This window comes from Peristeroidobacter agariperforans (assembly GCF_004138335.1).
GTDB lineage: Bacteria > Pseudomonadota > Gammaproteobacteria > Steroidobacterales > Steroidobacteraceae > Steroidobacter > Steroidobacter agariperforans.
The window spans coordinates 1,124,826-1,144,131 of the sequence record NZ_RYFW01000002.1; the positions used below are offsets into that span (position 1 = coordinate 1,124,826).

Annotated in this window: 23 protein-coding genes; 6 read left to right on the plus strand and 17 right to left on the minus strand. The window is 62.1% G+C overall.

From position 1 onward, the window contains the following. Positions 1 to 100 precede the first annotated feature (100 nt). From EK373_RS18700 to EK373_RS18710, 3 genes are read left to right on the plus strand one after another with little or no spacing between them, the layout of a single operon-like run. Positions 101 to 460, plus strand: a complete 360-nt coding sequence (locus EK373_RS18700; RefSeq protein WP_129645230.1) for an ArsR/SmtB family transcription factor — start codon at positions 101 to 103, stop codon at positions 458 to 460. A gap of 57 nt (positions 461 to 517) precedes the next feature. Then, a complete protein-coding gene (locus tag EK373_RS18705; protein ID WP_129645231.1) occupies positions 518 to 991 on the plus strand; it encodes an SRPBCC family protein in 474 nt (157 codons plus the stop codon). A gap of 18 nt (positions 992 to 1,009) precedes the next feature. Next, a complete protein-coding gene (locus EK373_RS18710; protein WP_129645232.1) occupies positions 1,010 to 1,918 on the plus strand; it encodes an alpha/beta fold hydrolase in 909 nt (302 codons plus the stop codon). Between the two features lie 4 nt (positions 1,919 to 1,922). On the opposite strand, the gene EK373_RS18715 is transcribed toward EK373_RS18710, so the two are convergent. The 8 genes from EK373_RS18715 to EK373_RS18750 all read right to left on the minus strand — a co-directional run bounded on the left by EK373_RS18715 (position 1,923) and on the right by EK373_RS18750 (position 9,504). After that, a complete protein-coding gene (locus EK373_RS18715; RefSeq protein WP_129645233.1) occupies positions 1,923 to 2,162 on the minus strand; it encodes a putative signal transducing protein in 240 nt (79 codons plus the stop codon). 1 nt (position 2,163) lies between these two features. Next, entirely contained in the window at positions 2,164 to 3,702 is a 1,539-nt protein-coding gene (locus EK373_RS18720) for a M20/M25/M40 family metallo-hydrolase (RefSeq protein WP_129645234.1), read from the minus strand. Between the two features lie 97 nt (positions 3,703 to 3,799). Next, positions 3,800 to 5,986, minus strand: coding sequence for an FG-GAP repeat protein (locus EK373_RS18725; protein WP_129645235.1), 2,187 nt, complete (start codon positions 5,984 to 5,986; stop codon positions 3,800 to 3,802). 112 nt (positions 5,987 to 6,098) lie between these two features. After that, the gene (locus EK373_RS18730) at positions 6,099 to 6,518 is read right to left on the minus strand and encodes a DUF3597 domain-containing protein (RefSeq protein WP_129645236.1); all 420 of its coding nucleotides are present in this window, start codon (positions 6,516 to 6,518) and stop codon (positions 6,099 to 6,101) included. Between the two features lie 116 nt (positions 6,519 to 6,634). Continuing rightward, positions 6,635 to 7,006 carry a response regulator transcription factor gene (locus tag EK373_RS18735; RefSeq protein ID WP_129645237.1) on the minus strand — a complete coding sequence of 124 codons (372 nt, stop codon included), beginning with the start codon at positions 7,004 to 7,006 and terminating at the stop codon, positions 6,635 to 6,637. A gap of 32 nt (positions 7,007 to 7,038) precedes the next feature. Then, positions 7,039 to 7,701 (minus strand): response regulator transcription factor, encoded by a 663-nt coding sequence (locus EK373_RS18740; protein WP_129645238.1) that lies wholly within the window; start codon positions 7,699 to 7,701, stop codon positions 7,039 to 7,041. A 1-nt stretch (position 7,702) separates the two neighbouring features. Continuing rightward, positions 7,703 to 8,647, minus strand: coding sequence for a sensor histidine kinase (locus EK373_RS18745; protein ID WP_198683423.1), 945 nt, complete (start codon positions 8,645 to 8,647; stop codon positions 7,703 to 7,705). A 65-nt stretch (positions 8,648 to 8,712) separates the two neighbouring features. After that, positions 8,713 to 9,504 carry a hypothetical protein gene (locus EK373_RS18750; RefSeq protein ID WP_129645240.1) on the minus strand — a complete coding sequence of 264 codons (792 nt, stop codon included), beginning with the start codon at positions 9,502 to 9,504 and terminating at the stop codon, positions 8,713 to 8,715. Between the two features lie 236 nt (positions 9,505 to 9,740). Between EK373_RS18750 and EK373_RS18755 the strand changes: the two genes are divergently transcribed. Beyond that, positions 9,741 to 10,127: an RT0821/Lpp0805 family surface protein gene (locus tag EK373_RS18755; RefSeq protein WP_129645241.1), complete on the plus strand. Its 387-nt coding sequence runs from the start codon at positions 9,741 to 9,743 to the stop codon at positions 10,125 to 10,127. A gap of 1 nt (position 10,128) precedes the next feature. Here the strand turns inward: EK373_RS18755 and EK373_RS18760 are convergent, their stop codons facing one another. The 8 genes from EK373_RS18760 to EK373_RS18795 form a co-directional block, all read right to left on the minus strand. Beyond that, positions 10,129 to 11,121, minus strand: coding sequence for a formylglycine-generating enzyme family protein (locus EK373_RS18760; RefSeq protein ID WP_198683424.1), 993 nt, complete (start codon positions 11,119 to 11,121; stop codon positions 10,129 to 10,131). A 4-nt stretch (positions 11,122 to 11,125) separates the two neighbouring features. Further along, on the minus strand, positions 11,126 to 12,118 hold the full coding sequence (locus EK373_RS18765; RefSeq protein WP_129645242.1) for an HAD family hydrolase: 993 nt from the start codon (positions 12,116 to 12,118) through the stop codon (positions 11,126 to 11,128). Between the two features lie 9 nt (positions 12,119 to 12,127). Further along, entirely contained in the window at positions 12,128 to 12,496 is a 369-nt protein-coding gene (locus EK373_RS18770; RefSeq protein WP_232831154.1) for a DUF1622 domain-containing protein, read from the minus strand. A 23-nt stretch (positions 12,497 to 12,519) separates the two neighbouring features. Next, complete coding sequence (locus EK373_RS18775) at positions 12,520 to 14,076, minus strand: arylsulfatase (protein WP_129645243.1); 1,557 nt, start codon at positions 14,074 to 14,076, stop codon at positions 12,520 to 12,522. A gap of 24 nt (positions 14,077 to 14,100) precedes the next feature. After that, positions 14,101 to 14,553, minus strand: coding sequence for a YidH family protein (locus EK373_RS18780; RefSeq protein WP_198683425.1), 453 nt, complete (start codon positions 14,551 to 14,553; stop codon positions 14,101 to 14,103). Positions 14,554 to 14,558: 5 nt separating this feature from the next. Then, positions 14,559 to 14,987, minus strand: coding sequence for a hypothetical protein (locus EK373_RS18785; protein WP_129645244.1), 429 nt, complete (start codon positions 14,985 to 14,987; stop codon positions 14,559 to 14,561). Positions 14,988 to 15,065: 78 nt separating this feature from the next. Next, the gene (locus EK373_RS18790; RefSeq protein ID WP_129645245.1) at positions 15,066 to 15,662 is read right to left on the minus strand and encodes a class D sortase; all 597 of its coding nucleotides are present in this window, start codon (positions 15,660 to 15,662) and stop codon (positions 15,066 to 15,068) included. Next, positions 15,659 to 16,402: a TonB-dependent receptor gene (locus EK373_RS18795; protein WP_129645246.1), complete on the minus strand. Its 744-nt coding sequence runs from the start codon at positions 16,400 to 16,402 to the stop codon at positions 15,659 to 15,661. Before EK373_RS18795 ends, EK373_RS18790 begins: the two co-directional genes overlap by 4 nt. A 166-nt stretch (positions 16,403 to 16,568) precedes the next feature. Between EK373_RS18795 and EK373_RS18800 the strand changes: the two genes are divergently transcribed. Both EK373_RS18800 and EK373_RS18805 read left to right on the plus strand, forming a co-directional pair. Beyond that, positions 16,569 to 17,477 (plus strand): esterase/lipase family protein, encoded by a 909-nt coding sequence (locus EK373_RS18800; RefSeq protein ID WP_129645247.1) that lies wholly within the window; start codon positions 16,569 to 16,571, stop codon positions 17,475 to 17,477. Beyond that, positions 17,474 to 18,865: a metal-dependent hydrolase family protein gene (locus EK373_RS18805; RefSeq protein WP_129645248.1), complete on the plus strand. Its 1,392-nt coding sequence runs from the start codon at positions 17,474 to 17,476 to the stop codon at positions 18,863 to 18,865. The genes EK373_RS18800 and EK373_RS18805 overlap by 4 nt, the downstream gene beginning before the upstream one ends. On the opposite strand, the gene EK373_RS18810 is transcribed toward EK373_RS18805, so the two are convergent. Further along, positions 18,837 to 19,298, minus strand: a complete 462-nt coding sequence (locus EK373_RS18810) for a winged helix-turn-helix transcriptional regulator (RefSeq protein WP_129645249.1) — start codon at positions 19,296 to 19,298, stop codon at positions 18,837 to 18,839. The two genes, EK373_RS18805 and EK373_RS18810, sit on opposite strands and share 29 nt — an antisense overlap. Between the last annotated feature and the right edge of the window lie 8 nt (positions 19,299 to 19,306).

Sequence of the window (19,306 nt, forward strand, 5' to 3'; positions counted from 1 at the left end):
CGCGTCGAGTCAGCAGCGCCGCTTCCGCCTCCGATACGCTTGACATGCAACTAATTCCTTGCCTATTCTTCAGGCAAGTCATTACTTGCATATTGGTTTCATGACAGAACGCCCGGATACGGATGTGTTGTTCAAGGCTCTGGCGGATCCCAGCCGGCGCAAGCTCATGGACGTCCTGCATGCAAATGATGGGCGCACCTTGAACGAATTGTGCGAGCACCTCGATATGAGCCGGCAGGGTGTGACTCAGCATCTCAACGTGCTCGAGGCGGCTAACCTCGTGGCGATCGTGTGGCGCGGCCGGGAAAAGCTGCACTTCCTGAATCCGGTGCCGCTGCAGGAAATCTACGAGCGCTGGATCGCCAAATTCGAGAGATCGCGAGTCAAGGCGCTGCACGGTCTGAAGCAGCGTCTGGAAGCAGGCGAAACCATCGACACACCGAAGCGACGCAAATCATGAACCGAAACAATCGCGCCGTTTGCGCAATGAAGATCTAACACAAGACTGGAGACTGCAATGGCCAGATCGACCTTCGTTTACGTCACATATATCCGCACCACGCAGCAGCAGCTGTGGTCGGCACTGACCGAAGATGCGGAGTTCATGAAGCAGTACTGGTTCGGTATTCACTGCGAGAGCCAGTGGACATCCGGCTCAGCGTGGAGAATGGTGTCGGGCGAAGGGCAGGTCCTCGACGACGGTGAGATCGTGGAGTCCGTTCCGCCCCGCTTGCTGACGATCCGCTGGCAGCATCAGAAGAGGCCGGAGCTCAAGGCTGAAGGCGCTTCGCTGTGCACGATCGAGCTCGAGCCGATCAGCACATCGATCAAGCTCACGATCACTCACACCATGGAGCGGGAATCCTCGCAACTCATCGAAGCGGTCTCCGGCGGTTGGCCGAAGATCATTTCCAACCTGAAGTCCCTGCTGGAAGCAGGTTCGGTGGCATTGGCGGAAGCCTATCCCGCGACCGTAGGCGCTGGGTCGTAACCATCAATCGAGATTGGCATGCATCGTCTCCTCGGCCTCACTCTAGCCTCGCTTGCCCCGTTCTGCGCGCATGGCCAGCAACAGTGGGATGCGAGCGCTCCTTCTGCGGAGCCGGTGCCGGGCTTTACGAGTATCGATATCGGCGGGCGCTCGTTGCGCTACAACTGTCAGGGCAGCGGGGCGCCGACGGTGATCATCGAGCCAGGCGGCGGTGTTTCGCTCGAGACGGTCACGTCGTGGAATCTCAGCCGAGGTTGGCCGGTCATCATTCGCGACATTGCGAAGACGACGCGTGTCTGCGCTTACGATCGGGCGGGCTTGGGGCGCAGTGACAAAGCGACTTTGCCGCGCACGAGTCTCGACGCGGCGAAGGATCTGCATGAGTTGCTCGAGAAGGCTGATATCGAGCCGCCGTATGTTATCGCGGGCCAGTCGTACGGCGGCATGAACGCGCGGATGTTCACGCATCTCTATCCGAATACGGTCGCCGGCGTGGTGCTGGTCGATTCATCCCATCCCGATATGTATCCGGAGGTCGCCAAGGTGCTGCAGGCGCCATCGCCCGACGACAAGAACTACGCTTTGCTCAAGGGATGGCGAGAAGGGCCGGATCTTTCAGGTTCGCGCGAATGGGTGGATCTGAAAAAGAATGCCGAGCTGGTGCGTGCGACTGGCAAATTCGGCGATCGACCATTGATCGTGCTCAGCGCGAGCCCGACATGGAACGATCCGTACGCGCCCGACGATGTCGAGCCGTTGATCAAAGCAGTGGGCCAGAGATTGAATGCCGACCTGGCCGCACTATCGACGAACAGCAAGCATATCGTCGCGACCACAGCGGGACACAACATCCAGGCCGACGAGCCGCAGCTGGTGACCGCTGCGATCCTCGACGTGGTCGCTCAGGTGCGCGCGAAGGCGAAGTGAAATTCTACCCGTCCTGCTCTTCGTCGATTTGCAGCTCGCCGCGCTCGTAGGCGTCGATGATGCGCCGGGCGGCGCTGGCGTCGGCTTCGTCGACCATGATGGCAAGGTGGCCCAGGGCGGGCAGCTCGCCCAGGCCACCTTGCAGCATCGCGCCCTGCAGGAATGTCTCGATGCCTCGCTCTCGAAGCAGACCTTCGACGAGATGGGCTTCGATGTAATCGCTGCAGCGGAAGATTCGGATCACGCTATTTCACTTCGGCGATCTGATAGAACATATCGACATAACCCATCACTGCGTCGACGATGCCGGCGACTTTGGGATTGGTCGACTCGACGACGTAGTACTCATCCGGAGCGTGCGCGCCCGAGCCATGGCCGAGGCCGAAGTGGCCTGCAGGCAGTGACACCGGCGGCGCGGTGAATACAGCGCCCGGCCATGAGCCAGCGAGTCGCGGATTGAGCGTCGCCTTCACGCCGGCGCGCTTATAAGTCGCGAGCTCGGCGCGAATGATGCGGCTGTCCTCGGCGGTTTCGGTGGGATCGTAGCCGCCGGTGACTTTCAATTCGACGTCCTCGAAGCCCTTCTTGTCCAGATACGCGCGCAGCTTCTCGACCGCTTCTTTGCGTGTTTGATTGGGCACCAGTCGCAGATCGAGCTTGGCGACGGCGCGTCCGGGCAGAATGGTTTTGCCGCCGGGGCCGGTGTATCCGGAGACCAGGCCTTCGATGTTGACGGTCGGTTGCGAGGCGAGCCGTTCGAGCGCCTGGGCATACGGCAGGTCGTCGATCCATCGCGTCACGCCGAGCAATTTCTTCTGAGTCGCCTCATCGCCGTTGCGGGCGATCTCCGCGATCAGTTCTTTCTCACGCCGCGTGAGCGGGCGGACGTTTTCGAACCAGCCATCGATCGCCGCCGTATTGCCGTCCGGGGTCACGAGCGTGTTCAGCGCCTGCACCAGGCGCCAGGCCGGCGAGTCGACCATGGCTTTCATGCTGGAATGGATGTCGCCCTTCGGGCCGCGGCCCCATTGCTCGCCGCTGGCAATCAGCTCCAGCTCGACGACACCCTTGGAGCCCAGATTGACCGCGACGTTGCCATTCATGTCCTGCCAGCTGGCCGGAATGAAGATGCCTTCGGCCTTCTTGAGCGCGGCGAGCACTTTGGGACTCTGCACGACCTGATGGAAATTCGGCGAGCCGATCTCTTCCTCGCCCTCGGCGACCAGCACCAGATTGACCGGCAGTTTCACCTTGGCCGCTCGGAACGCATGCAGCGCGGCGAGCACGGTCGCTTCGGGGCCTTTCTGGTTCACGGCGCCGCGACCGACGATGGCGCGACCGAAGCCGGGCTTATCGACGATGCGACCTTCCAGCGGCGGGGATGACCATTCGGCAGGATCGAACTGCTTCACGTCGTACATGAAGTACAGCGCGAGCGTGCGTTTGGCGCCGTTGTCCATGGTCGCGAACACACCGGGATGACCGTCGGTCGGCATGATGGTGGCCGAATCGAAACCCGCCTCGCGGGCAAGATTGGCCATGTACTCGGCGCCTTCCTTCATGTTGAGGTTTTCGGCGGCGATGGACGGGTGCGCGATCCAGTCCTGAATGCGCTTGATCGAACCTTCCCGTCCGGCTTCGGCGGCCTTGCGGATCGCGGGATAGCGGTTGGGGGACGATGCCCACGCGGGCGATCCCAGAGCCATGGCGCCGGCGCCGGCCAGCGCGGCAGCGAGGAAATCGCGACGATCGAATCCGTTGGGAACGCGGGTGAACTCAGTCATTGATCCTTCCTCGCCGGTAGCCGGAACTGGCTGAGATTCTGCCCTGAATACTGCTGACGGCCAACAGGCGAGGTGTTGGCCGTTGGCAGTCGGCGGATCAGGGTTGGGCGGTCACGACGTTGTCGAGGTCCAGCGCTGTCTTGTACATCGCTACGCCGGCGGTGGCGGCGACGGGCGTGATCGATGCGTCGGTCGCTTCCGCCCGCAACGCGCCGTTTACATAGACGCGCAGGCTGGTGCCGACCACTTCCAGCCGGACACGATAGGAAACATTCGCTTGCACCGTGAAGGGCACGCTGATCAGGGTCTGGGCCACGCCGTTGACCAGCTTCCGGATCTGCAGCGAGCCGCTGGTGCGCAACGTGACATAGTGATAATTCGCGTCGTCGCGATAGCGTGCCATCAGTCCAAACCAGCGATCCGCGCCCGAGAACTGCGTCGGGCGCAAGTCGGCTTCGATCATCTGATCGCCGAACGTTGCGCCGATCGTCAACAGGCGAGCGCCGCCCGTGAGATCGCTTTGACGACGCACCCACGTCGTGCCGGTATCGACACGATTCCACTCGCCCGCGACGACGTTCCAGTCGAAGTTGATCGACTGGAAGTCGTCGACAAACGCCGTGAACCCGGGATTCTCGTTGACCACGACGTTGTCGTAATCCGCCTGGGTACGAAACATCATGATTCCGGGCTGACCGCCGCCGGCGATGCCCGAGTCGCGCACGCGAATGACAGGGCGATTATTCACCAGCACACGAATGTGATCTCCCACCGCTTCCAGCCGGATGCGATGCGTGGCGCCAATGGTGACGGGCAGGGGCGCGGTGCCCAACGTCGTGAACGTTCCGCCCAGCATACGTTTCAGATGGATGCCGCCGCCGGAACGGGCGGTGACATAGTAGTAGTTGTTGGCGTCGCTGTAGCGGGTCACCAGACCGAACCATCGATCCGCTCCATTGAACGCGCGCGGCGTGATGTCGGCTTGAATGGATTGATCGTTGTTGGGCGTCGTTTGCCACAGCGCCGCCGCGTTGCCAGTGGTGTTCGTTTGCCTGTAGAAGCGCGAAGTCCCGCTGGTGGCGACCGCAAAGGTGCTGCCTGGCGTAGTGACCCAGCCGACTGCATCACCGTCCTGGAAAGTGTCTTCGACGAGAGCGTTACGGTTGAGGTTCGACGGCACCTCGTACAGATAAGCTGCGGGTGTCGGGCCGCGATAGGACGCGAGCAGCGCACGGCCGGCATCGGAGCCCATCGACGTGATGCGAGCCTCGTCGCTTGCTGCCAGTTCGGCGCGAACGGGCCAAGCATCGCCGGAAGTCGTGCGTCGATGCAGCTGCGCATAACGGAACGCACCGGCAAAACCGAGAATGGTCACCTCGTCGTCATCGAGTGCGGAGGCGCCCGGCACCGTGGTTTCGAAGCGCCATTGCCCGTTGGCGTCCGCCCGGAACACATAGCCGTCGATCAAGGCGGTGTTGGCGGAGATTGTCACTTGCCGGGACCAGCCGTTCGCAAAGCCGGGGCCGCCGGGTTGCGTGAGCGCCGTGACAGTGGGCTGCGCCCAATTACCGCCCGGGCCCGGCTTGTAGATATAGGCGGTGGACAGCGTCGGCGGGTCGAAGTCGAAACCCCAGCTGCCGTGGATGGCGTAGTTCGGCGAGATATCTACACGCGGCGAATAGTACTCGTCGTCGCCCAGCGGCAGACCGTTTTCATAGCTTGCGATCCGCACCCAGCCGGTGGCCTGGCGCTGGTAGAGGACCATGCCGTGCGGTTCTTCTTCTCCGATCGCGATGATGCCGTTGTCGATGGCGACGGAAAAACCGCTGCCACTGCCCAATGTGCTTCCCAAGACTGCAGTCTGCTGCCAGCTGCCGGAGATTTTTTCGTACACGTGCGCTTCACCGCGGAACACGGCGGCCACAACAATGACGTTGCCGCCGACAGCTACGTCTATGCCATACAGATCGCCATCGTCGCCCGTGGTGAGTTTGGCTGTTTGTATCCAAGCGCCGGACGACTGGCGCTCGAAAACATAGGCCGCGCCGAGTAAATCTTCTCCTGCGCCGTGCGTGGCTTGCTGGTTGTTCGCCGTGACCACCGCCACGTTGCCGTCGATCGCGACCGAGCGGCCGAATCCGCCATCGGGCGCGCCGTCGGATGGAATCAGTTTGGCTGTTTCCAGCAGCACCACGGGTGCTGCCGGTGACGAAGTAAAGAAGCAGGCCAGAGCGCCGCCGACCAGCAGGCGCAGGAACGCCGCGGAACACATCACTGTGCGCATGATCGCCCCCTGGAGAAATGTAATTGTCCGTTCGTTAGGCACGAACGAACGCCGCGCTGCCAAGTTCCAGGAGGGGCGGGCGGCCGCTGCAATATTTTTAGCGCGGCGCGATTCAGTCCTTCAATTCAGCGGGAACCTTGCCGCCGTGCGCGGCCAGTTGGTTCATGACTTGCTTGTGCAGCCAGATATTCATGGCGGCGGAATCGTTGGTATCGCCCTTGTAGCCCAGCTCGCGAGCCAGTTCCTTACGATTTTCCAGGCTCGAATCGAGACCGACCAGTTTCATCAGATCGACGATGGAGGTGCGCCAGTTCAACTGCTGCTTCTGATTGGCGGCCATCTGTTGCAACACCGCTTCCACGTCGACCGCGGTTGCGGCAGGCGGAGGTGTCGATGGAGTGCTCGCTGGAGTAGCCGCCGGCTTCGGCGCCGCTGTCGCAGTCGGCTTGGGGGCCGTCGAAGGCGAAGGCGCCGGCGCTGCCTTGGCGCTCGCTCCGAAGATCGCGTCTTTGATGCGTGAAAAGATGCTCATGACGATGCTCCCGCGCTGATGACATACAACGAAGCGGCCAGTGCAGGACCAGGTTCCACGCGTGCTCGATATGTCGCAACGCGCGTCGACGCCGGGGTTGTAGGAAAAAATCGCGTTCAGGGCGACGGGGTGAGCGCAGCGTCGATGGCTTGAATCAAGGCCTGTCCGGTGAAAGGTTTGGTGAGATAGGACGAACCGCCGCGCGCTGCGTCGCGTGTGTGCGCATCGTCATGTGCGGTGATGAAGATGACGGGCCGATGGATGCCGGCCTCGTCCAGCCGGTCGAGCAGCTCGACGCCGCTGATGCCGGGCAGATGGATATCGAAAACAAAACAATCGGCGCCCGACGCGGCGGCGCTCTCGAGCAGGCGTTCGGCGGATTCGAAGCTGCTGGAGTGGAAGCCTGCAATGTTCAACAGTCTCGCGACGGCACGGTTCAAGCCCATGTCGTCTTCGACAATGATGACGTTGGCGCGGCACACTTGCATGCGAAGCGTCCCATAGCTCCGCGCTCGCGGAGCTACTGGTTGACGGCTTGCATATCACTTGCGGCGCTCAGCACATCCAGCATTTTCGCGGTCTTCACCAGTCCGGCGACCGACGAGACTCGCATCTTGCGCATGACACTGGAGCGGTGCGACTTGATCGAGCGTTCGCAGATGCCGAGCTTCAGCGCCATCTGTTTGTTCAACTTGCCGTGGACCACGCCTATATAGATGTCGCGCTCGCATGGCGTCAGCTCGGAGTATCGGGATTGCAGCTGCTCGAGCTCGTGGCGCTCGGCGCGTCTTCTGGCGTCGCGCGAGATGGCGTCACGCAAGGACTGCAAGAGACGCTTGGTATCGAGCGGTTTCGACAACGAGTCCATGGCGCCGGCTTTCATCGCCTGCACCGTGGCTGGAATGTCGTTGAACGCCGTGACGAAGATCACCGGCGGAGCGCTTTTCTGATGGGCCAGCGAGGCGAGCAGCTCGAGCCCGCTCGGGCCGGGCATCAACATGTCGAGCACGATGCAGCTCGGACAGTCGGCATGGTCTGCCAGCAGATAGTCGCCGACGCTGCGACACGGCACAGGAAACATCCCTGCGGTGCTGAGCAGGCGCGCCAGGCTGCCGCGGAAACTGTCATCGTCGTCGACGATATAAATTCGGTGGTCGCAGGTGAGTGGATCGTAAAGCTCCATATCAGCCTCCAGGACTCGTCAGCTCAGGGATGCCAATTCGCGGAGTGCGTTGGCGTTGACGTTGGGGTAGGGGCAGGCGAAACGCGAAAATCGAACCGCCGCCCGGGCTGCGCTCGGCCCAGATCGTGCCGCCGTGGGCCTGGACGATCGAGCGCGCGATCGACAGCCCGAGGCCCATGCCACCCTCCTTGGTGGTGAAGAACGATTCGAACAATCGGCCGGCGTCGGCGGCATCGATGCCGTGGCCATTGTCTCGTACGGCAATTTCGACCGCCGAGCCGGCCCGCAGTCGCGTGCGCACATACAGCCAGCGTGTCGGCGGCGGGGTCTCGTTCATCGAATCCATGCCATTGACCAGCAGGTTCAACACCACCTGTTGTAAGTGAATCGGATCGACCGCGACCGGCGGCAGGTCCGGCTCCAGCTCGATTCGCAGCTGGACGTGTCGGCGGCCCGCGTCGGCGCGAATCAGTGTCACGGCGCTGCTGACCAGCGCGTTGATATCCATGGGCTCCAGCTTCAGCTCGCGCTTGCGCAGCAGGGCGCGTAAGCGGTTGACCACTTCGTTGGCCCGCATGTCGTCGCGCTTGATGTCGGCGAGAATGGGCGCAAGCGCCTCCGCGTCCGCTGCGTTCTGACGCTGTTTGAGGATCAGCTCGGCCGTTTCGACGTTATTGAGAATCGCGCCGAGCGGTTGGGCGATCTCGTGCGCGATCGACGCTGTCAACTCGCCGGCGAGGGCCAGGCGCGCATGGTGCGTGACTTCGGCGCCGAGGCTTGAATTCCGCTGAGGGTTCCCGTGTCTGACGTAGGCAAGGACGATCACGACCAACGCCAGCTGCGCGATGAGGACGAGGCCGATCAGATAGGCATAGTTGAGAAAGTCACCCGTCATGAGCGGCTTGCGTTCCAGTGGCCAGGAGCTGCGTTGAATCAAAATTGGCACGGCCATCCCTGCCGGAACAGTTGGACCTAGGTCCAACCGCGGTCAGCGCGCGCAACAGCCCGTGTCTAGAGAGGAAACTGCAGATTGAGCCCGGCGTATATCTGAAATTCGGGCACGCCGTCGCCATCGTGCGCGAGCGTCCACTGTGGCTCGACGAACACGTTCCAGGTCGTGGTGGAGGGCTTCCAGACTTTGCCGACACCGGCGCCGACGGGAACGTAGTAGGTGCCCTCGTGCAGGTCCCAGGTCCAGGTCGCGGTACTGCGCAGGTACCAGCCCTTGGGAAGATTGAATATCACCAGCGGTTGCGCCTGCAGATTGTTTTGTGTGCGACGGTCGCTGTCGCCCGCGAACGAATGCTGCCAGGTCACCAGGCCGCCGAAGATGCCCCAATGCCGCGGGCTGATTGCCAGGAAGGCGAGGCCCGCTTGCCACTTGCCGGTGCCTGTTTCATCGCGGCCGGCGGTGGGCGCGGTGAGTTGCGGGCCCAGGCCCAGCTCGAACTCGCCGGCCTTCATCAGTAGCAGATCGAACAGATTCAGATCGCCCACATCGGTCTGCTCGCCGGCAGGAGACAAGTCCGGCGTGGTGACGATCGGCAACGTCCCACGCAGCAGCTGCGGCTTGCCGAAAAGTTTGTGTGGCAAGGATCCGCGCAGCAGGCCGCTGTTGCTGTCGGCATCGTTGAGTCCGTAATAACTGTCGACGTAGAGGTTATGGAGGTTGATGCCCAGAGTGGGCTGCAGCGGATTATTTGCCGCATTCATTTCGTCGTCGGTCTGAGCGAGCACTGCGGAGCTTGCGGCGGTGAGCGTGACGATACAGACCAACCACAGGGGAGCGGATCCGGCCTTCATTTCGTTCCCTTTCAAAAAATCGCGCCGCCGGTGTGCTTCGGGCGAAGTATCGACCGGCGGCGTTGAGGCCAGGGATGCGCTATAGCACGGGGAGTCAGCGCCACGACCTCCAGGGGGACGAGACAGCTTTATGGGAGCGCGTTTTGGTACGTGGCAGCAATAGGTGCGAAGGGAGCGGAGTGCGCCCGCAGCTCGCACTGACTTCAAGCACGCGGCTGTAACAGAGTCGGGCCGGTATGAGATCTTTCTCGCGCGCCGTTCTCGCTATCGTCGCTGTGGCTGGGTTGCCCGGCGTCGTCGCAGCGTTGCCCACCGATATCCTCGGCAACAGTGCCTTGCTGAAGCTGAGCGACGAGGACAAGAAGCTGCAGTACCAAGCCGTAATGGACGTGCTCGAGAGCAGCGATCCTCGCGCGGTGCGCGAGTGGGAGAACAAGAAGACCGGATTCAAAGGTCGCATCGACGCGCAGGGAGATATGAGGTCGACTGACGGCTTGCGCTGTCGCAGGCTCCAGCTGCGAATGCAGCTCAACGCCTCGCAGAGCTTGTTTACTTTCCCGTTCTGTAAGGACGAGCAAGGCCAGTGGTTCATCGCTTCCGGCAAGCAGTTCAGCGATCAATAGCTCACGCGACCGCGCTGGCTGGCCGCTCCTGACTCGATGAAGCCGTGTTTGTCGCCACCTTTCTGACGACGCAACGAAAGCCGATGTGACAGGTCGACGAGTCGATCGGCTGGGCGTGACGCGCGGCCGGGCGATAGCGCCGACAGTAATTCGGCGCACACAGGAACGAGCCGCCCTTCAGTACTTTGCGAGGAATCAGGATGTGCGGCTGGCAAGGGTCGTAACTGCCGCGTTCGACGCCGCCGCGAGGATTGTGAGGAATGCAGCAGGGCTTCGCGGCGTCCGGCGGATGATTCGCGGCGAACCAATCATCGGTCCACTCCCAAACATTGCCGATCATGTCGTAGATGCCATAGGGATTGGGAGGAAACGCTTTCACGGGCGAGGTGCGCGGATACCCGTCGCTGGAGAGATTCTGGTAGGGAAACTCGCCTTGCCAGGTGTTGGCGAGATGACGATTGCGAGGGGTGAGCTCGTCGCCCCAGGCGAACTCGGCGCCAGCCAGGCCGCCGCGGGCGGCAAACTCCCATTCGGCTTCCGTCGGCAACTCCTTGCCGCGCCATCGCGCGTAAGCGAGGGCGTCCTGATGGGTTACGTGCACGACCGGATGATCGCTGAGATGACGGTTCGAGGCGGCGCGACCGTAGGGCCGGCGCCAGTTCGCGCCGAACTTGAATCGCCACCACGCTTGCCAGTTACGCAAGTCGACCCGATGCTTCGGTGGCGCGAATACCAGCGACCCCGGCTTCAACATGTGAGGCAGCGCGCCCGGATACATTTTGGGATCCGGCGGCAGCTCCGCCTGAGTGACATAGCCGGTCGTTTCGACGAATTCGCGAAACTGCCGATTGGTCACCGGCGTCACATCGATCCAGAAGCTGTCGACGGTGACATGGTGCGCGGGCGCTTCTTCCGGATAGTGATGGTCGGAGCCCATCAGATAGGTGCCGCCGCGTACGAACACCATGCCTCTCAATGCTGTCATCGCAGTCATGTTGTTATTTCCCTGCGCTGAAGATGCGTAACCAGTCGCGTTTCATATCGACGACGAGCCACTGCTGCCGCCGTGCTTCGTCGAGTGCCTTATCGAGCTTGCCGACAGGAGATTGCCGGTCGTATGCATACTCACGATCGGCATCGGTGTGGTGAAGCAATGCGACGAAGCGCGGTCCGGCGCCGCCCGCCGTCCACTGCAGCATCTGCAGGTCGCCGTCCGAATTGCCGAACGCGAGCAGCGGGCGGCGGCCGATGAAGCGATTGATGCCCGATGGCTTGCCGGGTCCGTCGTCGATGAACTCGACCTGCGGCTCCTTGATCAGCGCGGGTTTGCCGTTGGTTCCCACGGGCACGAATTTCGTGACGGCCGAGGAGCCGATGACCTGTTCGGGCGGAATGCCATAAACCTGCTCCGCGAACACTCGCATGAATTCCACGCCGCCGCCCGAGACGATGAAGGTCTTGAAGTTCTGGCTGCGCAAGTAATCGAGCAACTCGAGCATGGGTTGATACGCAAGCTCGGTGTACTGGCGCTGGAATCGCGGATGTTTCGCCGTCGCGAGCCAGGAGCCGACGATGGTGCTGAAGTCTTCTGTGGTGATCCCGGTATGCGCCGCCGCCATGACTTGCAGTAGCCCTTGTTTTCCCGAGGCGGCCAGTGCTTTGGTGTCGCCGGCCAGCAGATCCTTGAACGGCGCGGTCGTGCGCCACTCCGGGTGCACCGACGCGAGCGTCTTCACACGATCGATCGCGAAGGCAAACTGAAAGTAGATCGGCTGCTCGGCCCACAACGTGCCGTCGTTGTCGAACACAGCGATGCGCTCGCGGGGCGGGACGTAGTCAGCGCTGTCTTCTCGGGTGACACCGGCAACGAAGTCAACGATGGCTTTTTTGCCGGCGCCGTCCGCCCACGATGCCAACGGATCCGCAGATGCAACCGCCGTCGCGACCAGCAGCGTGGCGAACAACAGGATGCGGCATGAGCGCTGGGGCACGAGCCTACCTCACGGTGGAATCGAGGCGGCCTCGGCGCGGGCTGCATCGCGCTCGCGGACGTCGGCGATATCGCGCTCGAGGAAATAATTCAGGAAGGTGCGGATCGCGGCGATGGCCGCCAGCCGGCCGACCGCATCCCAACTCTCCACGATGGTCGATTCGATGATGTCGGCTGCGAGCTGAAAAGTGAGGCCGGCGACCAGCCAGCGAGCGTACGCAATCCAGACCAGTCGGCGCTGGTGCCCCTCGGGCTTCGTGCGCATGACACGAAGCATGGAGATAAAGGCCGCCGCGGTGCCGAAGAGAATGATCAGCACCGCGATGAGATCGATCACGGCCACTGCAAAGTGGGTCGCGTCCAGCATCCATTGATTCACGATGGCGCACGCTCCCGTGGCGGCTAGTCGCCGCTCGACGCTTCATGCATCTTGGCGAGCGCCTGGTCGACGGTGAAGCTGCCGGGCCGCTGCGCCGGCGGGAAATCCTTGAAGGTCGCGGCGAACTGCGCTGCCGCGGCCTGCGCGGCATAGATGAAATATGCATTGTGTATCATCCACTCATAGTACGAGTTGGACGTAACATCCGCCCGTTCGAACGGATCGGTTCTCAGGTTGAAGAACTTCGGCACGCGCAGCCGGGTAAACGGTTCCGCCCACACCTGCAAGGTGCCCTGGCAGCGCTGCTCCATGAAGACTATCTTCCAGTTGTCGTAGCGCAGCCCGAGCATGTCGCCGTCGTCGCTGAAATAGAAAAAGAAATTGCGCGGGCTCTTCGGCTGCTCGCCGGTGAGATAGGGCAGCAGATTCATGCCGTCGATGTGATTCTTGTACTCGCGGCCGTTGGCTTGGTAGCCGCCGCGCTTGAGTTCTTCGACGATGTCAGGCTCGCCTGCCATCGCCAGGAAGGTCGGCAACCAATCATGATGCTGGATGATTTCATTGGACACCGAGCCTGCCTTGATCTTGCCCGGCCAGCGCACCAGCATCGGCACGCGGAACGCGCCTTCCCAGTTGGTGTTCTTCTCGCTGCGGAACGGCGTCATCGCGCCATCGGGCCACGAGTTCATGTGCGGCCCGTTGTCGGTGGAATACATCACAAACGTGTTCTCGGCGATGCCCAACTCATCGAGCAGGTCGAGCAGCTCGCCGACATGACGGTCGTGATCGATCATGGTGTCGTGGTAGGGCGATTGCCAGCGGCCCGCCTGGCCAAGGCTCTCCTTCTTCGTGTGCGTGATGAAATGCATGTGGGTCGTATTCACCCACGTGAAGAACGGCGTGCCGGCTTCGTGCTGTCGCTTGATGAAATTCTTCGCGGCGGCGACGAATTCATCGTCGCAGGTTTCCATGCGCTTCTTGGTCAGCGGCCCGGTGTCCTCGATCTTCTGCCTGCCGATGCGGCCCCAGCGCGGTTGCTCGGTCGCGTCGTCCTTGTCGGCGGCCCACGAGCGGAGCACGCCGCGCGGCCCGAATTGCTTGCGAAAATTGGGAAAATCCTTTTCGTTGGGATAGTTGTCCATCTCCGGCTCTTCCTCGGCGTTGAGGTGATACAAGTTGCCGAAGAACTCGTCGAAGCCGTGTACGGTTGGCAGGTGCCGGTTCAGGTCGCCTAGATGGTTCTTGCCGAACTGGCCGGTCGCGTAGCCCTGATTCTTCAGCAGCGCCGCGATGGTCACGATGCCCTCGGGCATGCCGATGGGCGAGGCGGGAATGCCCACTTTCGACAGCCCCGTGCGATACACGCTCTGTCCGGTAATGAACGACGAACGCCCGGCCGTGCAGGACTGCTCGCCATACGAATCGGTGAACATCATGCCTTCCCGCGCGACGCGGTCGATGTTCGGCGTCTGATATCCCATCAACCCGTGCGAATAGCAGCTGAGATTGGCGATGCCGATGTCATCGCCCCAGATCACCAGGATATTGGGCTTGTCGGATTTCTTCGCTGCACGTGCCATGGCTACTCCTCGTTACGAATCCCATCAACCAAACGGCCCGACGCGAAACGTCATGCTCACGATCGCGGCGATCCCGAGGACCAGCAGCGCGATGGCGGTGAGCAGCGTCAAGGACACCGGGAAATGACTTTCCGCGTGAATCAATCCTTCTTCTTTCATGTGACTGCGCTCGTGTCGCAGGCCGAGCATGAACTGGATGTGAAACAGGATGCCGAGCGCCAGCATGCCGATGCCGATCCACACCAGCGTCATGCCGAACGCGCGCGTCGAGTGCGCAGTGTTCACGATGTTGTTCTCGGCGAGCTTCTGGAAGAACTGGAAGATGGTGAAGCCGAAGCTGAGCAACGAGAGCGAGGTGCGGATGATGGACATGAGCGTGCGGTCCGCGCTCAGGCGCGTGCGATGAAACGACATTCCCGTCCGGCGGGAGGACAGCTCGACGGAGATTTCATCCGATGGCGATTGCGATGAGATCATGGCCTTCATCGATGCACGGCTCGGTGATGGGCTCCGTGCCGGGACTGCCACCAGCGCGCGATTCTCGCGGCCGGTCCACGGATCAGAAAGTAGGGCAGGACGGCGAGCACGACGGAGACGATGATCGCCTCCAGCGGATAGAACTTCTTCAGCACGACGAACTGGTAGGCGGTGTCCATGATCAGTCCGAGCAGGAAGATCCGGCCGGTCGCCGCCAATCCCTCATGCAGGCGTGCCTTGCGTTCGCCGGGCTCGGTCCACAGCGCGAGGAAGTACGGCGAGCGGCCGGTGCGTGCATCGACGATTCCGGCGCGGATCGCCGCGATGGCGGCCATCGTCGGCTGCAGTAGGAATCGGAATGCGAACGGTCCGCTCGGCCGGGCCAGCAGGTCGTGCCAGAGTCGCGTCGTCATGTCCTGCAACAGGTCGAGCATCGTGGGGGATTGCGCACGGAGAGTTTGGAACGAGCATATGAATCCGCGCTCGACGGTCAGACCATACGCAGATGGTGGTCAGCCGTGTGCCCGACTCAGCCGGATATCTTCGGCGTTTGGCGCTCGTGTGGCGCGCACGATGAAGCGCTGCGGGGCTGAGCCGGCGAAGTAGAATGGATAGCACGTGACGAGTGTGATGGTCGGCTCGGTCGTCGCACGCAGCACGCCGGTTTCGGAAGGATCGACGATGCGCGTGCTCACGATTCGGTAGCTCACAGTTGCGTCGGGCAGGTCTACCTGCAGGACATCGCCGACTTTCACATTGCGCAGGGCACGGAAGAAACCGTCGCGATGGGCCGCGATGCCCGTGTTTCCCGACGCACCGAAAGGCGACGTTCGTTCGATGCGGCCCGCAGCCTGGTCGAGAATCTCCGGGCTCGTGCCCGCGAACACAGGGACGACCAGGCCGATGCTCGGGATCCTGAGTATTGCCTCGGGCTTCTGCTTGAGTGGGGCCCGGTTGCGATAGGCAGCGATGCGAGTCGCCGACCACGAAGACATATCGACGACGTGGTCGGCGACAGTATCGGCGTGTTCGATTGCAGTCGCGCCGCTCAGCGCCACGGCGCTCAGCAGCAAGGCGACGATCACGGCTCCGACGGATAACGATCTCATGGGCCGAAGTTGTAGCGCAGGCCGAGCAGCGGGCCGGCAACCAGCATGTCGAACTTGAATCGATCCTCGCCCGAGCCGTCGCTGTAGTCGGTGTCCAGTGCGCGATAGCCGAGCACCAGGCCGAAGTTTTCAGAGAGGCCCCAGTCGAGTGCCGCCAGCGCACTCCAGGTGAGGTCGGAGCCAACGCCGAACCCGCCGACGTCGGCGCGTGCTATCAGAGTGAACGCTTGCCCGAGTGGCCACGCAGCGCGCGCGCCCAGCACGGGATCGAACAATCGCTTGGTCTTGGCTGCTGCATCGCTGGCGCCCGTCGGCAACTTGACCGAAAGGTCCACCGACAATGATTGATACCGCCCGCCGACATACAACTCGTAGCGCTCGTCCATGCGCCACGACCACGCCAGCTCGACCATATCCTGCGTGACATCGAGGTCGTAGAACGCACCATTCGCAGCGGCAGCGTCGGCGCTGAGTCCGGTAAATACGGCGTTGATGGTCAACGCATAGCGCTCCTTCTCGCTGCGCAGAACCATCATGCCCGCCATGTCGAGATGATCGAGCAATTCGCTGGAGCTCACCTCGACATCGGCTTGCCGCCCGCGCACCTCGGTATGGCCGTCCATATTCGCGAACTGCAGGTACAGCGTGCCGCTGGTATTCCAATCGTCCGCACGCGCCGATTCCGTGAGTGCGAGCACGGCCATGGCAATGACACCGAAGCGAATGTGAGCTTGTCTCAAGGCCGCAGCCAATCGTGAAGAACGAGAGGCCATCGTGCGTGCCGTCGTTCATGGAGGAATCGGTATCGCGGGCACGGCCCATTTCCCTTCGACGCCGCGCCGCGGGCATGGGTGCATGCCCGCGTTACGACTGGGCGCTGCAGGAGATTTGCACTGAGGTAGCTTCGTGACGCTACTCTCGATCCGCAGGCTCTGGTTGTTGCTGACGGTGCTGCTGGCAGGATGCTCATTCACGCCATTGGCCGACGATGGCGCGCTCGAGCACGTCGTTGTCGCCGGCCTGGAGGATGTGCGCTTCTCATCGGCTCACATCCGGCAAGGAGTGTGGTCGCCCGCCGAGTTCTCCCGTTCCGCTCACGGCGGAATTTTCTGTCTGGAGCCGCCCGTTGCCGGGCGCACGGTCGTGCTGTTCATCCACGGGATCAACGGCTCGCCGCGCGATTTCAGATTCTTGATCGCACATCTGGATCACAATCGTTTTCAACCGTGCGTGTTCTTCTATGCGTCGGGTGCCAGCCTGGACAACATCGGCCGCGATCTTGCCAAGGACGTCGGTGAGTTGCACCGTCGCTATGACATCGGGTCGCTGGTCATCGTCGGGCACAGCATTGGCGGTTTGATCGGGCGCGAGCTGGTCTTGAATCCGTCCTCGCACGCGGGCGTGGACATTCCTCTGTTGATCACAATGTCCGCTCCTTGGGGAGGCGTGCCAAGTGCGGCAGTCGGCGTTCGCTGGTCGCCGGTGGTTATCGATTCATGGCGCGATATCGCCTCTGGCAGTGCGTATCTGAGTTCGCTGTTCGTCGACGCTGTCGGCTCCACGCGGGACCTGCCTGCCTCGACGCGTCATTATTTGTTGTTTTCCTATCGCAAGAGCTGGTCGTCGTTCGGTTTGTCGGGCGACGCCGTGACCAGCGTCGCCAGTCAACTATTCCGCACGGCGCAAGACCAAGCCTATCGCGTCTACGGCTTCGACGTTTCTCATTCGGAGATCTTGCGCAATGGCGGCGTCGCGAATGTGCTCGATGAAGCGTTGCGCACCGTGTCCCCACAAAGCACAAAGGCCGCACTATGATGAAGCTCGCCACACGTTGCCTGTGCAGCCTGTTGTGTTCCATCGCATGTTTGAGCTTGCTGGCCTATGCGGGGCAAAGTAACGCGGCGGCTGAGGCTTCCTCGAGCATTCTGTTGGAGAACGTTCGTGTGTTCGACGGCAAGTCGCCGCGCGTATCGAGTCCGACCAACGTGTTGATCGTCGGGCCGCTGATCAAGAGCATCTCCAGCACGGCCATATCCGAGGCCGATGGCAGCGTGATGCGCATCGATGGCGGCGGTCGCGTACTCATGCCGGGCCTGATCGATGCGCATTGGCACTCGATGTTTCTGGCCACGACGCCGCTGGTGGGGCTCATGAGCGACGTGGGCTATCTCAACTTGCTTGCCGCGGCCCAGGCGAATGCAACGCTGATGCGAGGCTTCACGACGGTTCGCGACATGGGTGGGTCGGCGTTCTCGTTGAAGCAGGCGACTGACGAAGGTGTCGTTCCCGGCCCGCGCATTTATCCCTCGGGCGCGATGATCACGGTGACGAGTGGACACGGTGATTTCAGGATGATGTATGAAGTCCCGCGCGTCATCGGTGGGCCATTGACGCGGATGGAGCAGATTGGCGCTAGCGCAGTCGCCGACACGCCGGACGAAGTGAGAATTCGGGTGCGTGAGCAACTGATGCAAGGCGCATCGCAGATCAAGCTGACTGCCGGCGGCGGCGTCGCGTCCCCTCACAGTCCGCTGGACGTTTCGACTTTCACGCTGCCCGAGTTGCGAGCAGCCGTGGAAGCTGCGGAGAACTGGGGCACGTATGTCGCCGTTCATGCCTACACGTCCCGTGCAGTTCGCGCTGCGCTCGACGCAGGCGTGAAGTGCATCGACCATGGCCACCTGGTCGACGAAGCCACCGCGAAGCTCATGGCCGAAAAGCAAGTGTGGTGGAGCCTGCAGCCATTCGTCGTCGAGGAAGGTGCGAATCAGTTTCCCGAAGGCTCGCTGGAGGCGGCCAAAAAAAAGGAAGTGACCGCAGGGACGGACCGAGCCTACGCGCTCGCGAAGAAGTACAAGATCAAGACGGCGTGGGGCAGCGACATTCTGTTTTCGCCCATCCTCGCCAAAGGTCAGAACGCGATGCTGACCCGGATGGTTCGTTGGTACACGCCCGCGGAAGTGCTGATCATGGCGACGAGCACGAACGCGCAGTTGCTGACGATGTCGGGGAAGCGCAATCCGTATCCCGGCAAGCTGGGCGTGGTGGAAGAGGGAGCGTATGCGGACTTGCTGCTGGTGGACGGCAATCCGTTGGAGAACATCGAGCTGATCGCGGACCCGGCCAAGAACCTGGTCGTCATCATCAAGAACGGAGCGATCGCGAAGAATTCGCTCACGCCTGCAAGTAGAACGTCTCCTTGATTTCCTCCATCACCACGTAGCTGCGCGACTGGGCGGAAGAGGGCAGCCGTTGCAGGATGTCGCCGAGCAGCGTGCGATAGTTGTGCATGTCCGGGATGCGGGCTTTGATCAGATAGTCGAAGTCGCCGGACACCAGGTGACATTCCATCACGTCGGGAATGTTGTGCAGCTCGTTCTTGATCTTCTCGAACACCTCGTCCGATTTCACCGCCAGCTTGATCTCCAGGAACACCAGCAAGTTGCGTCCGACCTCCCGGGGCGAGAGGCGGGCGTGGTAGCCGGTGATCACGCCGGTCCGCTCCAGCCGGCGGACCCGATCGGCGCAGGGGGTGGCGGACAAGCCGACCTGCTGGGCGAGGTCGGTGATGGAGATGCGTCCATCGCGCTGAAGGATGTCCAGGATCTTGCGGTCGATACGGTCGAATTGCTGCATGGCGGCGG